Source organism: Mesorhizobium sp. WSM4871, assembly GCF_055811295.1.
This window is the reverse complement of sequence record NZ_JBVVPU010000008.1, coordinates 43,148-56,793: the sequence shown is the minus strand read 5'-3', so window position 1 is coordinate 56,793 and position 13,646 is coordinate 43,148. Positions and strand designations below refer to the sequence as shown.

Below are 13,646 nucleotides of genomic sequence, written 5' to 3'. Positions count from 1 at the left end.
TCCTTCAGGTTTGAGCAATTCCGGGAAAAGTGTGTAGCGGTCTTCCGTCCGGAATTGCGTAAAGACAAATGGTTCTGGATTTCTCAGGCGAGCCCGAGCACGTCCCGCATCGAATAGAGTCCGGGCTTCTTGCCACGCGCCCAAAGCGCGGCCTTGACCGCGCCGCGGGCGAAGATCGCCCGGTCCTCGGCATGATGGGCAAGCGTGATACGCTCGCCGGTGCCGGCCAGTATCACGGAGTGATCGCCGACCACCGAGCCGCCGCGCAGCGTGGCAAAGCCGATCGAGCCGGCCTTTCGCACGCCGGTGTGACCGTCGCGTGACCGGACATCGTTGCCGGCAAGTTGAATGCCGCGTCCGGCCGCCGCCGCTTCGCCGAGCAGCAGCGCCGTCCCCGACGGTGCGTCGACCTTGTGACGGTGGTGCATTTCCAGGATCTCGATGTCGAAATCGTCGGCGTCGAGCGCGCGCGCCGCCTGCTCGACCAGCACCGCCAGAAGATTGACGCCAAGGCTCATATTGCCCGATTTGACGATCGTCGCGTGGCGCGCCGCCGCTGCGATCCTGGCATTGTCGTCATCCGAGCAGCCTGTGGTGCCGATGACATGGGCGATGCGCGCCTGCGCCGCGTAGCCGGCGAATTCGACTGTTGCCGCCGGCGTCGTGAAATCGAGCACGCCGTCGGCCTTGGCGAAGGCCGGCAGCGGATCGTCGCCGATCGTCACATTGATGATGCCGATGCCGGCAAGCTCGCCGGCATCCCTGCCGAGATAGGCTGAACCGGACCGCTCGACAGCGCCGGCGACGCGCGCGCCCGGGATCGTGTGGATGGCGCGGATCAACGCCTGGCCCATGCGGCCGGCGGCACCCACCACCACTAGGCCCATATCGCTTGTATCATTAGGAGACATGCCGCTCATAAGATTCTCCCGACCGCCTTCTTTGCGCGTCGCACCGGTGGTTGCGGCACCGGAGTTTGGATGGACTTGGCATTTTGGATAGGCTTGGCGTCGTCGACAAGCCCCAGCCCCTTGTTGCCCTGTACCCGGTGGAAGCGGGCATAGACGCTGTGCGGGTCGGCCATCAGCGCGGCGTGCGTGCCCTGTTCGACCAGCCGGCCCTCTTCCAGCACGATGATCTGGTCGGCATTGACCACCGTCGACAGCCGGTGCGCGATCACGATGGTTGTGCGCCCTTCCATCACCTGGGTCAGTGCCTGCTGGACGCGCGCTTCCGCCTCATTGTCGAGCGCCGAGGTCGCCTCGTCGAGCAGCAGGATCGGTGCGTTGCGCACGATGGCGCGGGCGATCGATACGCGCTGGCGCTGGCCGCCTGACAGCGTCACGCCGTTTTCGCCGACCGGCGTGTCATAGCCATTCGGCTGCAGGCGGATGAAATCGTCGGCCGCGGCCTGTTGCGCCGCGCGTTCGACCTCGGCGTCGGTGGCGCTCGGCCGGCCGTAGCGGATATTGTCACGGATGGTGCCCTCGAACAGATAGGGCGCCTGCGAGACATAGGCGATGGAGCCGCGCAGCGACTGCTTGGTCACTTCTTTGATGTTCTGGCCGTCGATCTCGATGGTGCCGCTGTCGACGTCGTAGAAACGCTGCAAAAGCGCCACCAGCGTCGACTTGCCGGCGCCGGACGCGCCGACGATGGCCGTCACCTTGCCGGCGGCAGCGACGAAGCTAAGATTTCTGATCACCGGCGCATCTGCGGCATAGCCGAACGAAATATTGTTGAAACGCACCTCGCCAGTGGTGATTTTCGCCTCGACCGCGCCGACCGCGTCGCCCTGATGCGGCTCGGTGTCGAGCAGTTCGTATATCATGCGGGCGTTGACCAGCGCCCGCTCCATGCCAACCTGCATGCGTGCCAGGCGCCGCGCCGGATCGTAGGCCAGAATAAGCGCGGTGATGAAGGAAAAGACCGCGCCTGGCGGCTGTCCGAGGATCAGCGCCCTGTAGCCGGAATAGGCGATGACGGCCGTAACGGCGAGCCCGGCTAGCATGTCGGAAATCGGCGACAGCCGTTCCGAGACGCGGGCGATCTTGTTGCTCCGTTGCTCGGCAGTGTCGGCCATGAGGCCAATGCGACGCGCCAGTTCCTCCTCCATCGTGAAGGCCTTGACGATGGCGATGCCTTGCGTGGCTTCCTGCACGGCCCCGATCAGCTGGGAGTTGATCAGCACGGATTCCCGGGTGATCCTGCGTACGCGACGGGTAAGGTAGACAACGGCCCAGATCAGCGGCGGTCCGATCAGCAGCGAACTGAGTGACAATACCGGATCTTGATAGATCATCACGCCGAGAAGACCGACCAGCGTCACCGCGTCGCGCGTGATCGATGTCAACGTCAATGACAACAGGTCGCGGATACCGCCGACGTTCTCATTGACCTGCGCGGCGAGCCGGCCCGAACGCGTGTCGTTGAAGAAGCCGACCCCGAGCTTCATTAGATGACCGAATATGCGCTTCTGGTAGCGCGCCACCAGATTGTTGCCGATCTTGGCCAGCGCCACCGCCTGGCCGTAGCCGGCGAAGCCGCGCAGCATGAAGGCTCCCATGAAGCCGGCGCAGATCCAAACGATCGCGTCGCCGCGGCGTTCATAGAAAATCTCGTTGACCATCGGAGCCATGATCCAGGCCGTGAAGGCGGTCGTGCCCGAAACGATCAGCGAGCAGACGATGGCAATGGCATACGACCAGTAATAGTCACGGCTGTTTTCAGCGAGAATACGGCGCAGCACCGCCGTGACCTCGCCGGGCCGGGCCTTCATCTTGTTTGGACTCTGAAGTGTCAAATCAGGAGCGTTTCGTCGTTCTCGCCGGATCAGGCTGCAATTCGGCATCCCTCATAGCGCTCCGGCGGCGGCTTGCCTACCGCTTGGGATGACTAACTTCGTCACGGATCGGAGGATGATCCCCAAAAGTGGGCCCGGTCTTGCAAAAAGACCGTGCTTAACAAGAGGCTATACCCGCCAGCGCCGCCCCGCCGTCTGGACGCCGAACAGCGACGGGTTCCTGGCATAGGCGGCAAGGCCGGAAAGCGCCGCCAGCGGGTGGGTGATGACATAGACCGGCATGGTGCGCATCAGCTCGCTGTGCGGCGCCTTGTCCTCAAAAGCGGCGCGGAAATTGCCTTCTTTCAGCGCCGGCAGGATCTTCTGCGCGATGCCGCCGGTGAGAAAGACGCCGCCGCGGCTCATGAACACCATCGCCAGGTCGCCGGCGGTGCGCCCGAGGCAGGTCACGAACATCTCGAGCGCTTCTTCCGACACCGGATCCGACTTCGCCAGTGCCGCGGCCGTGACCTCGGCCGGCTTGGTGAAAGGCGCCGGCTTGCCGTCGGCCCTGGCCACCGCCCGGTAGGCGTTGACGATACCGCGTCCGGACAGGATCTGCTCGCCCGAGATGCGGCCATCCAGCTTCTCGATATGTGGAAACACCTCGAAATCTCGCGGCGTACGCGGCCCGATGTCCATGTGGCCGCCCTCGCCGGGCACCGGTATCCAATGGTTCAGCGCATAGACCAGGCCGGCGACGCCAAGCCCGGTTCCGGGACCGAGCACCACCCGTCCGGCATTGGGCTCCGGCGCATCGCCGCCGATCTTCTCCATATGCTCTTCGCCGAGCGCCACGACGGCCAGCGCCTGCGCCTCGAAATCATTGAGCACCACGACGTCGCCGATGCCGAGATTGGCAAACATCTGCCTCGGCTTGACGATCCATGGGCAGTTGGTGAGCGGGATCTCGTCGCTGTCGACCGGGCCGGCCACCGCCAGCACGGCGGAGTTGGGCCGCACCGACGAACGGTCGAGCACCGCCGCCTGGATCGCCTCGTCGATCGTGTTGAAACTGGCGGTCTGGACGATGGTCGGTTCGCCCGCCTCGGAGTTCGCGTCGAGCACGATCGAGAAGCGCGCATTGGTGCCGCCGATATCGCCGATCAGGATCGGAAACCGCAACACGGTGTCGTCGTCGCCTGCCATGCTCTTGTCTGTCCCGGTTCCCGGCAGTCTGCCGCCGTCCTTCGTTGACTAGCGCATGACCTCGGAAAGGGAAAGCCGCTTCAGAGTCAGTTTCCCGGCCGCGGCCGCGGCAGGGGGATGCCGATCTCGGGCGTTGCCGCGAAAGCACTCGCTGAAGCCGGGAGTACGCCAGCTCCGCTTGTAATTGTCGGTTCCGGAGCCGCCGCGACCGCAGGTTCAGCAGCAGCGGCCGCGATCGACCTGCCGTCGCCATGCGCGGTCGCAGCTTCGGCCGAGGACGGAGCAGGCGCGTCGAGCACGGCCCGGCATTCCCGGGGCAGGCTCGCCATCGTCATCACGTCGCGTGCCTTCGGCCTGTCGGGGTTCTTGGCGGGGCGCCACGGTTCGTCGGTGAACCACCAGGCCAGCGACTGGTCGCAGCCGTCGCCCCGCACTGTCGCCTCCTGCCGTTTGCAGTCTGGCGAGCCGGGCTGGCAGCCGATGCGGATGTGGAAATGATAGTCGTGCCCCCAGAACGGCCTGATCTTGCGCAGCCATGCGCGGTCGCCCTTCACCGTATCGCACAGCTTCTTCTTGATGCCGGGATTGACCAGGATGCGCTCGACCTCCGGATAGCTCGCCGCCCGCTTCAGGAGCAGCGCATGCTGCGGCTTCCACAGCGCCTCTTTCACCAGATGGGTCTTTTCGTCGACCAGCAAGGTGGCGCTCATCTTCTCGCGCTGATTGGTCGAAAGCCTGTTGTCGGGCATCGGCGTCAGCCAGATGTCGGCGTCGAGGCCGATCTGGTGCGAGGCATGGCCGGTCAGCATCGGGCCGCCGCGCGGCTGCGAAATGTCGCCGACCAAAAGGCCTGGCCAGCCATCGGCGGCGGCGTCGCGCGACAGTTTCTCGATCAGCCCGATCATCACCGGATGGCCCCAGCGGCGGTTGCGCGAAGGCCGCATCACCTCCCAGTGCGGACCGTCCATGGGGATGGCCACGCCGCCGGCAAAGCAACCCTTGGAGTAGAAGCCGAAGGATTGGGGTGCCGCCACGGCCGGCAGCTGCTTGGCGCCGAACAGGTCTTTCGCCAGTTCCTCTGCTGCCGCGGACTGCGCGGCAAATCCCGTCACGACGGCGAACGCTGCCGCCATGAGCGGCGTCCATGAGCGTTGCAACATCTTCATCAGCCCCTCCGCGAATTCAAGTCTATCATAGCACGCCGCGCGCCCCGCTTCGATCACCTCATCGGGCTACGCGCTGCGCCCTCGCGCCAGTCGCCATCTGTCCACATCTGGTCGAAGGCGGCACGATAATCGGGAAAGCGGAAGCGATACCCGGCTGCCTTGATCGCCATATTGGCGACGCGCTTGTTCTCGCCATAGAAAGACCGCGCCATGGGCGAAAGTTGGGCGGTCTCGAACGGAATTTCGGGCGGCGGTTCGATGCCCATAAGGGAGGCCGCATAGGCGACGACGTCCTGCGGCGGCGCCGGCAGATCGTCGGTGACGTTGAAGACGCCGCCGGTGCTGCTTCCGGCGAGATGCCAGAGCGCGCCGGCAATGTCGTCGCAATGGATGCGATTGAACACCTGGCCCGGCTTGACCAGCCGCCGTGCCGTGCCGTTTTCCAGATTGACCAGCGCATTGCGGCCCGGCCCGTAAATGCCGGAAAGCCGCAGGATAGCGACCGGCCGGCCGATCTCCTGCCCCAGTTGCAACCATTCCTGTTCGGCGGCGACACGCATGATCGAGCGCTTCGACACCGGCCGGCATTCCGCCGTTTCGTCAACCCAGGCGCCGCCATAATCGCCATAGACGCCGACGGTCGAGAGATAGGCGATCCATTCGAGCGCCGGCATGTCAGCCACGATCATCCGGCGCATCGCATTCAGCACCGGGTCGCCGGCCTCGTCCGGTGCCACCGAGACGACGAGATGGGTCGTCTTTTTCAACGCGCTGCCGATTTCAGGCGTGAGAGCGCCGTCGAACAGCAGCGGCTCGATGCCGGCCTGACGCAACGCTGTGAATTTATCCGCCGAACGGGTCGTTCCGAAGATCGTGCCGGCGTCCTTGCTGGCGCGGGTAAATGCCTTGCCTGAATAGCCGGCCCCGAAAATGAAGAACTGCTTGCCGCTCATGCATGTGCCTCGATTGCCAGCGCCAGTCGCCATTCGTTCCGCACCGTTTCGTCGGCTTCCGTCTTCAAGCCGGCGGCCGCGCATTTTGCCAATTCGCGATCCGGCATAAGTCGCGACAGCGCCCATACCGCCGCACCGCGCACCAGCGGCGAGGCATCGCTAAGCAGCGCGCGGACAGTCCCGGCAAGCGAGGAATTGCCGGAATTGCCGGCCGCGATCAGCACATTGCGGACAAAGCGGTCGCGGCCGATGCGCTTGACCGGCGAGCCGGTGAACAACGCGCGGAAGGCGGCATCGTCGAGGCCGAGCAGCTCGACGAGCGGCGGCTCGCGCAGATCCGCGCGGGCGACAAGCTTCGCTTCCGAGGCGGCGCGGGCGAACTTGTTCCACGGGCAGGCGGCCAGGCAGTCGTCGCAGCCATAGATGCGGTTGCCGATCCTTTCGCGGAATTCATGCGGGATCGGCCCCTTGTTCTCAATGGTGAGATAGGAGATGCAGCGCCGCGCATCGAGCCGGTAGGGCGCCGGAAAGGCATCGGTCGGACAGACGTCGAGGCAGGCGCGGCAGGAGCCGCAATGGTCTTCCTCCGCTGTATCCGGGGCAAGCGTGGCCGTCGTGAAGATGGTGCCGAGGAACAGCCAGGAACCGTGTTCGCGGCTGACCAGATTGGTGTGCTTGCCTTGCCAGCCGAGGCCGGCGGCTTCGGCCAGCGGCTTTTCCATCACCGGAGCGGTGTCCACGAACACTTTGACGTCACCGCCGGCGCGCGCCACGATCTTGCCGGCGATCTCCTTCAGCCGGCCTTTCATCACCTCGTGATAGTCGCGGTTTTGCGCATAGACCGAGATCGCGCCGCGGTCGCGCTTGTTGAGCACCGCGCGCGGGTCTTGGTCGGGGCCGTAATTCATCGCCAGAACGACGATCGAGCGAACCTCGGGCCACAGCGCCGCCGGATCGCCCCGGCGCCCGAGCGTCTCGGCGATCCAGTCCATCGAGCCGTGAAAACCGTCGGCGACGAATGCGGCGAGCCGGGCCGGAGCCAGCGGGATGGCGTCGGGCGTGGTGACGGCAACGGCGTCGAAACCGGCGCGCTTGGCCTCGCGGTCGATCAGCGCGCGCAGGTTTTCATTCTTAGAAGTCGAGGTCCGCATAATGCGACACCGGCGACAGGCCGCGCACCCTGTCGGACAGAAGCGGCCGGAACGATGGCCGCGATTTCACCCGTGTGTACCACTCGCGCGCGGCGCTGTGTTCGCGCCAGTCGATCTCGCCGAGATAGTCGAGCACCGAAAGGGCGGCCGCCGCGGCGAGGTCGGCATAGGTCACCTTGTTGCCGGCCAGCCAGTGGCGGGTGCCGGCCAGCCAATTGGTGTATTTCATGTGCTGGCGGATATTGGCGCGCGCGGCGCGGATCGCTCCCGAATCGGGCGAGCCGCCGCCCGCCGCCTCAGGCATGACCGGCTTCAGCACGCGTTCGCGCACCAGGTGCCTTGTCACCTCGCTCTCGGCCTTGTTGAGGTACCAGTCGGTCAGCCGGCGGATTTCGGCGCGCTCCATCGGGTCCTCGGCAAACAGCCGCTTGTCGCGCTTCAACACGCCGCGCGTCTCGTCGAGATATTCGGCGATGACCATGGCGCCGACGATCGGCACGTCGCCTTCGGCCAGCAGGATCGGCAAGGTTCCGGCCGGATTCAGCGCCAAAAACTCCTTGCGCCGCGTCCACGGCTTTTCCTCGATCAGCGCCAGTTCCTCGCCATACTCGCCGAAAGCGAGGCGCACGAACCGGCAGGCGGCGAACATCGGGTGGTGAAAAAGCGTCAGCATGGTCCCGCGATAATAGAGCGCACTGGCAAATCGCCGGCTGCGCCGGTAAGTCTTGGCCGCCCGATTCAGCGGGCTGTCAGGGTGCTGCGACCTATAGGGGGAGTTCCGCGCCGTGACAAGCAAGCCCTTTCGCAAGCCGTTCCTTCAAGCTCTCTCTCGAATCCCGAGGTTGCCATGGAAAGCCAGACCATCGTCGAAGCGCTGCTGCTCGGCCTGCTGGAGGGGCTGACCGAGTTCATTCCTGTCTCCTCCACCGGCCATATCCTGCTTGCCGGCCATTTTCTCGGCTTTCACTCAACCGGCAAGGCCTTCGAGATCCTGATCCAGCTCGGCGCCATACTGGCGATCCTCAGCGTCTATTTTCGCCGCTTGTGGAAGATGCTGCTCGATTTGCCACACGACCGGCTGACGCGCCATTTCGTCCTTGGCATCCTCATCGCCTTCCTGCCGGCGGCCATTATCGGCGCGCTGGCGCATGATTTCATCAAGACGATCCTGTTCGAATCGCCGAGGCTGATCTGCGTCATGCTGATCATCGGTGGCGTGGTCCTGCTCCTGGTGGACCGCATGAAGCTCAAGCCGGTCTACCGCGACGTCGAGCGGTTTCCGACCAGGCTTTATCTGCAGATCGGCCTGTTCCAGTGCCTGTCGCTGATCCCAGGCACGTCGCGCTCCGGCTCGACCATCGTCGGCGCGCTGCTTTTGGGCGTCGACAAGCGGGCGGCGGCGGAATTCTCCTTCTTCCTCGCCATACCGACGATGGTCGGCGCCTTCGCCTTCGATCTGTACAAGAACCGCAACGTGCTGAGCAGCGCCGACCTGCCGATCATCGCCGTCGGCTTCATCGCCGCCTTCGTCACCGCGCTGATCGTCGTGCGCTTCCTGCTCGAATACGTCTCACGCCACGGCTATTCGCTGTTCGGCTGGTGGCGGCTGGTCGTCGGCGGCGTCGGGCTTGTGGCGTTGATGATCTGGGGGTGACCTCCCCATTAAGAGGAGGGTCGAGCGCTCAATTGCGCCCGTAAAACGCATTCTCGACATGCACCGGCCAGCGCCAGGGCAGCACCGCCACCATGTCGAAGCGCATCGACAGCCTGCCATAGTCCGGCTGGCGCGACAGCCAGAGGTCGGCCGCGCTTTCGATGCGGCGCTCCGAATCGTAGCGAACGGCCTCCATCGCTTCCATCAGCGTGCGGCGCGCCTTGACCTCGACGAACAGCACCAGGTCGCCGCGCCGCGCGATCAGGTCGATCTCGCCGAACCGCGTGCGGTGGCGGCGGGCCAGGATCCGATAGCCCTTCAGCATCAGCGCCGCCGACGCCAGCCATTCGCCGCGATGGCCGCGCCGATAGGCTTGTCGGCGGCTGGCGAGCGGGCGCTCAGCCATCGCCGTCCTTCCCGGGGACGTCCCCTTCCTCTTTGCTGTCCTTCAGCTGGAGCAGCCGCCGATAAAGCGCCTGCTTCTGGCCGCCGGTCATCTTTGCCGCCTCCGCCGCCGCTTTCGAAGCCGGCATCTCGGCGGCAAGCGAAAGCAGCAGCCGGTCGATATCGGCCGGTTCGTCGGCCTTGGCCTCAGTGGGGCCAACGCAGATGACGATTTCGCCCTTCGGCGTGTCGGCCGCCGCGTAGTGCTCGGCGAGCGACTGCAAGGTGCCGGTTCGCATTTCCTCAAACGTCTTGGTCAGCTCGCGGCCGATCGCCGCTTGGCGTCCGCCGCCCAGCGCCTCGACCATGGCAAGAAGCGTCTTGGCCAGCCGGCGCGGCGATTCGAAGAAGATCAGCGTCGCCGGCACGCTTTTCAGCGCCTCGAGCCGCGTCAGCCGTTGGCCCATTTTCACCGGCAGGAAGCCCGCGAACAGGAAGGCGTCGGAAGGCAGGCCGGACGCCGTCAGCGCGGCAAGCGGCGCCGACGGACCGGGAATCGGCACCACGCGGATGCCGCGGTCCAGCGCCTCGCCGACCAGCCGGTAGCCGGGATCGGAAATCAGCGGCGTGCCGGCATCCGAGATCAACGCCACGCTCTGCCCGGCCTCGAGCGCCGCGATCAGCTTCGGCCCGGCCTCGCCGGCATTGTGCTCGTGATAGGCCGTGGTGCGGCGGCGAATGCCGTAGCGGTCGAGCAGCACGCGGCTGACGCGCGTGTCCTCGCAGGCGACGATATCGGCGGCGGCCAGCGTCTCCAGCGCCCGCAGTGTGATGTCGGCCAGATTGCCGATCGGCGTCGCCACCAGATAGAGCGCCGGCGCAAGCGGCCGGGCCGCCAGTTCGGTCTGCCCGATCACATAGCTGCGTTTGTCGCCGGTCACCGCTGCCCTCCAGCCGCTTGCATCTGGGCCTGTTTGGCACGGCTGGCGCCCGGTTGCAAAAGCCACGCAGATGTCAAGGGCGCGCCATGCCTTCGCCACAGTAGGGAACGAAACCGCTCTCGACGGATTAATCCTTGATCGCTTGGGAGGAGCAGGATGGACAGTCTGAAGATACAGGACGTTTTCGAACCCTATTATGCCGGCCGCAAGCGCTTTGCGCAGCTGAAGGACAAGAGCGTGCCTGCCGAAGTCGCGAACGCTGCCGACAGCAGGGAAGCCGGCAAACGGCTCTTGCGCCGCCTCTTGGCTGACGCCAGGACCGAAACCGACAGCACGACGGAGCACTGACCGGACGATGCCCAATCGCTTCGACATCTTCATCACCCGTCTTGAAACGAAAAGCGCCCGGCAGGGCGTTCCATCACACCCGATAGGCGACCAGCACCGCGCCCGCCGCGATAAGTCCGACGCCAAGCCAGTTCGCGCCGGACAGTCGCTTGCCGAGAAAGATCGCGCCAAACACCGCCACAAGCACGACGCTTAGCTTGTCGATCGGCGCCGCCTGCGCCGCATTGCCGAGTTTCAGCGCGTTGATGGTCTCGATGCCGACCTTGGCGAAGATCGCCGTCAGCGCGGCGAAGGTCGCCGACACCAGCGCCCACAACTGCCAGGAGGAAACGGTCAGGTTCATTGGCATGCCCTCGCAAGTGGCCCCTCAACCGAGATACCGTGAAACCCGCGTCTCCAGAAGCTCAATTCTCGGGCTCGAAGATTGGGTACGGCATCCCCACCTTCGTCATCCTTGGGCGGAGCAGGAGCGAAGCGACGTCGCGAAGACCCAAGGATCCATGCAGTGACATGTGAGCGCCGCTGCGGTGCAGAATGTGCAATACTTCGGGTGGAGAAGTCGCAATCCATGGCAAGACAAGCAGCAGAAAGAGCCCATCTTCGTTCTGGACCGTAGGACCTCTTCGCACACGTCACGGCATGGATCCTCGGGTCTGCGCTCCGCTTCGCGTCGCTCCGCCCAAGGATGACGAAGGGGCGATGAGCCTCGGCGAGGAGCGTGGCCTGCTTGCTTACCGCGCCAGATCCGCCACCACGGCGTCGAGCACGATCATGCCGGCCGGCGTGGCGCGCAGGCGGGAATTGCCGATCGGCGCCACCAGTCCTTCGCCCTGCAGCATAGACAGTCTTGCGCTCGACAGGCCGCGACCGGAAAACGCCTCGTAGCGGGTGAGATCGATGCCCTCGGCGAGCCGCAGCCCCATCAGCAGGAACTCGTCGGCCTCTTCCGAACGCGTCAGGGTCTCGCCGCCGGTGACGCCATGGCCCTTGGCCTCGACCAGATTGGCCCAGGTCTCCGGCATTCTCTCCGCGATCGTGACGGTGCGGCGGCCGTTCTCGACGAAGCGGCCATGCGCGCCGGGACCGACGCCGACATATTCGCCATAGCGCCAATAGGTCAGATTGTGCCGGCTTTCCGCGCCTGGCCTGGCGTGATTGGAAATCTCGTAGGCCGGCAGGCTGTGCGCCGAAGTGATCTCCTGCGTCAACGCATAGAGGTCGGCGGCGTGGTCATTGTCGGGAATGGTGAATTTCTTCGCCGCATGCAGTGCGTGGAACGGCGTGCCTTCCTCGATGGTCAGCTGGTAGAGCGACAGATGGTCGGCTGCATGGCCGATCGCCTGCTCGAGCTCGGCCTGCCAGGCCTCTGGCGTCTGGCCGGGCCGCGCGTAGATCAGGTCGAAGGAGAGGCGCGGGAATATCTCTCTGGCCAGCCCGATCGCATGCAGCGCTTCCTCGACATTGTGCAAGCGGCCAAGGAAGCGCAAATCCTTGTCGTTCAGCGCCTGCACGCCGAGCGACACCCGATTGACGCCCGCCGCGCGATAGCCGCGAAAGCGCTCGGCTTCGACCGATGAAGGGTTGGCTTCCAGCGTCACCTCTATGCCGTCGGGCACCGTCCAGTGCCTCGCCACCGCGTCCAGCACCGTCGCCACGGTTTGCGGCTTCATCAGCGATGGCGTGCCGCCGCCGAGAAAGATGCTGGTCACCTCGCGCGGCCCGGTGCGGGCGCGCATTGTCGCCAACTCGGTCTCGAAGGCGCGTGCGAAACGCTCCTGGTCGACCGGCTGGTGGCGGACATGGCTGTTGAAGTCGCAATAAGGGCACTTGGCCGCGCAGAACGGCCAGTGGACGTAGACGCCGAAGCCGGGGCTGCGGTCGAGCAGCATGGTCATGCCGAACCAAGCCGGGCTTGCGCGAATTTCTGGAAGGCGCGGGCACGGTGCGAAAGCGCCTCCGGCTGGCCGGGCTTCCAGCCATGTTTTTCCGCGGCGCTCATCTCGCCGAAGGTCTTCTCAAAACCGTTCGGCAAGAACACCGGGTCGTAGCCGAAGCCAAGCTCGCCGCGCGGCGGCCACACCAGCGTGCCCTCGACCTCGCCCCGGAAATATTCGGCCGCACCATCGGGGAAGGCCAGGCAGATGACGGCGACGAAGCGGCCCTTGCGCTGTGCCGGGTCGACCGCGCCGACGTCCTGCAGCGCCACCTCGGTGCGCTGCATGGCCATGCCGAAGTCGCGCGAACCATCCGGGGTTTCGGCCCAATTGGCGGTGTAGACGCCGGGCGCGCCGTCAAGCGCGTCGACGCACAGGCCGGAATCGTCCGACAAGGCTGGCAGGCCGGTCGCCTGGGCGGCGGCAAAAGCCTTGATATAGGCGTTCTCCTCAAAGGTGGTGCCGGTCTCGTCCGGTTCCGGCAGGCCAAACTCCTTTGCCGACTTCGCTTCGAAACCGAAGGGCGCCATCAGGTCGGCGAATTCGCGCAGCTTGCCTTCATTGTGGCTGGCGACGACGATTTTCTGTCCGTTCAGCGCATGCATCAGATGCCCCAGATTCTCGGTTCGGCGAATTCGATCGAATTGCCGGAGGGATCGCGAATATAGATGGAGCGCCCGCCTTGCGGCCATTCGAACTCGCTTTCGATGGCGATTTTCTTGCGCTCCAGATGTGCCTTCCAGCGCACGATCTCGTCCGCGCTTGCGGCAAAGCAGAGGTGGCCTTCACCGACCGTGCCGTGCGGCGGCACTTTCAGCCTGGCGTCGGGCGCCGGCGGCACTTTCGTCGCCTCGGCATTGAAGATCAGCAGCACACCGGATCCGCAGCGGAAGAAGAGATGGCGGCCGTCGATCTTGCCCAGCAGATCGAGGCCGAGCACATCGCGATAGAAGGATTCGGCGTCGGCAAGGTCGGTGACGTAGAGGGCAGATTCCAGGATTGCAGAGGGCGTCACGAGGCACCCCCCTCTGGCCTGCCAGCCATCTTCCCCGCAAGGGGGGAGATCAGCGGCTTCGAGGCTAGCGCCCGCTTTGCAACGTTGGAGATTGGCGAAAGCCGCGATG

The 13,646-nt window shown here is 65.2% G+C and carries 15 protein-coding genes; 2 read left to right on the top strand and 13 right to left on the bottom strand.

Features of this window, described 5'->3' with window-relative positions; genetic code table 11:
• Positions 1–83 precede the first annotated feature (83 nt).
• From dapB to AC0L2H_RS17395, 7 genes are all read right to left on the bottom strand, one after another.
• Positions 84–920: a 4-hydroxy-tetrahydrodipicolinate reductase gene (gene dapB / locus AC0L2H_RS17425; protein WP_473591355.1), complete on the bottom strand. Its 837-nt coding sequence runs from the start codon at positions 918–920 to the stop codon at positions 84–86.
• The gene (locus AC0L2H_RS17420; protein WP_473591354.1) at positions 917–2,779 is read right to left on the bottom strand and encodes an ABC transporter ATP-binding protein; all 1,863 of its coding nucleotides are present in this window, start codon (positions 2,777–2,779) and stop codon (positions 917–919) included. Before AC0L2H_RS17420 ends, dapB begins: the two co-directional genes overlap by 4 nt.
• Positions 2,780–2,971: 192 nt before the next feature.
• Positions 2,972–3,991 carry a glucokinase gene (locus tag AC0L2H_RS17415; RefSeq protein ID WP_473591353.1) on the bottom strand — a complete coding sequence of 340 codons (1,020 nt, stop codon included), beginning with the start codon at positions 3,989–3,991 and terminating at the stop codon, positions 2,972–2,974.
• Between the two features lie 86 nt (positions 3,992–4,077).
• Complete coding sequence (mepA, locus tag AC0L2H_RS17410) at positions 4,078–5,151, bottom strand: penicillin-insensitive murein endopeptidase (RefSeq protein ID WP_473591612.1); 1,074 nt, start codon at positions 5,149–5,151, stop codon at positions 4,078–4,080.
• A gap of 59 nt (positions 5,152–5,210) precedes the next feature.
• A complete protein-coding gene (locus AC0L2H_RS17405; protein ID WP_473591352.1) occupies positions 5,211–6,110 on the bottom strand; it encodes an SDR family oxidoreductase in 900 nt (299 codons plus the stop codon).
• Positions 6,107–7,261: a tRNA epoxyqueuosine(34) reductase QueG gene (gene queG, locus AC0L2H_RS17400; RefSeq protein ID WP_473591351.1), complete on the bottom strand. Its 1,155-nt coding sequence runs from the start codon at positions 7,259–7,261 to the stop codon at positions 6,107–6,109. Before queG ends, AC0L2H_RS17405 begins: the two co-directional genes overlap by 4 nt.
• A complete protein-coding gene (locus AC0L2H_RS17395) occupies positions 7,242–7,934 on the bottom strand; it encodes a glutathione S-transferase family protein (RefSeq protein WP_473591350.1) in 693 nt (230 codons plus the stop codon). The genes queG and AC0L2H_RS17395 overlap by 20 nt, the downstream gene beginning before the upstream one ends.
• A 174-nt stretch (positions 7,935–8,108) precedes the next feature.
• Here AC0L2H_RS17395 and AC0L2H_RS17390 point away from each other — a divergent pair, with 174 nt between their 5' ends.
• Entirely contained in the window at positions 8,109–8,915 is an 807-nt protein-coding gene (locus AC0L2H_RS17390) for an undecaprenyl-diphosphate phosphatase (protein WP_473591349.1), read from the top strand.
• Between the two features lie 28 nt (positions 8,916–8,943).
• Here AC0L2H_RS17390 and AC0L2H_RS17385 read toward each other — a convergent pair whose 3' ends face one another.
• Positions 8,944–9,321 (bottom strand): YraN family protein, encoded by a 378-nt coding sequence (locus AC0L2H_RS17385; RefSeq protein WP_473591348.1) that lies wholly within the window; start codon positions 9,319–9,321, stop codon positions 8,944–8,946.
• Positions 9,314–10,240: a 16S rRNA (cytidine(1402)-2'-O)-methyltransferase gene (gene rsmI / locus AC0L2H_RS17380; RefSeq protein WP_473591347.1), complete on the bottom strand. Its 927-nt coding sequence runs from the start codon at positions 10,238–10,240 to the stop codon at positions 9,314–9,316. The genes AC0L2H_RS17385 and rsmI overlap by 8 nt, the downstream gene beginning before the upstream one ends.
• Before the next feature lie 156 nt (positions 10,241–10,396).
• On the opposite strand from rsmI, the gene AC0L2H_RS17375 reads away from it, so the two are divergent.
• The gene (locus AC0L2H_RS17375; protein ID WP_473591346.1) at positions 10,397–10,588 is read left to right on the top strand and encodes a hypothetical protein; all 192 of its coding nucleotides are present in this window, start codon (positions 10,397–10,399) and stop codon (positions 10,586–10,588) included.
• A gap of 73 nt (positions 10,589–10,661) precedes the next feature.
• On the opposite strand, the gene AC0L2H_RS17370 is transcribed toward AC0L2H_RS17375, so the two are convergent.
• The 4 genes from AC0L2H_RS17370 to AC0L2H_RS17355 form a co-directional block, all read right to left on the bottom strand.
• Positions 10,662–10,931, bottom strand: a complete 270-nt coding sequence (locus tag AC0L2H_RS17370) for an EamA family transporter (protein WP_473591345.1) — start codon at positions 10,929–10,931, stop codon at positions 10,662–10,664.
• Positions 10,932–11,319: 388 nt separating this feature from the next.
• Complete coding sequence (gene hemW, locus AC0L2H_RS17365) at positions 11,320–12,483, bottom strand: radical SAM family heme chaperone HemW (RefSeq protein WP_473591344.1); 1,164 nt, start codon at positions 12,481–12,483, stop codon at positions 11,320–11,322.
• Positions 12,480–13,127, bottom strand: coding sequence for an RdgB/HAM1 family non-canonical purine NTP pyrophosphatase (rdgB, locus tag AC0L2H_RS17360; RefSeq protein WP_473591343.1), 648 nt, complete (start codon positions 13,125–13,127; stop codon positions 12,480–12,482). Before rdgB ends, hemW begins: the two co-directional genes overlap by 4 nt.
• Positions 13,127–13,537, bottom strand: a complete 411-nt coding sequence (locus tag AC0L2H_RS17355; RefSeq protein ID WP_473591342.1) for a VOC family protein — start codon at positions 13,535–13,537, stop codon at positions 13,127–13,129. The genes rdgB and AC0L2H_RS17355 overlap by 1 nt, the downstream gene beginning before the upstream one ends.
• Positions 13,538–13,646 lie beyond the last annotated feature (109 nt).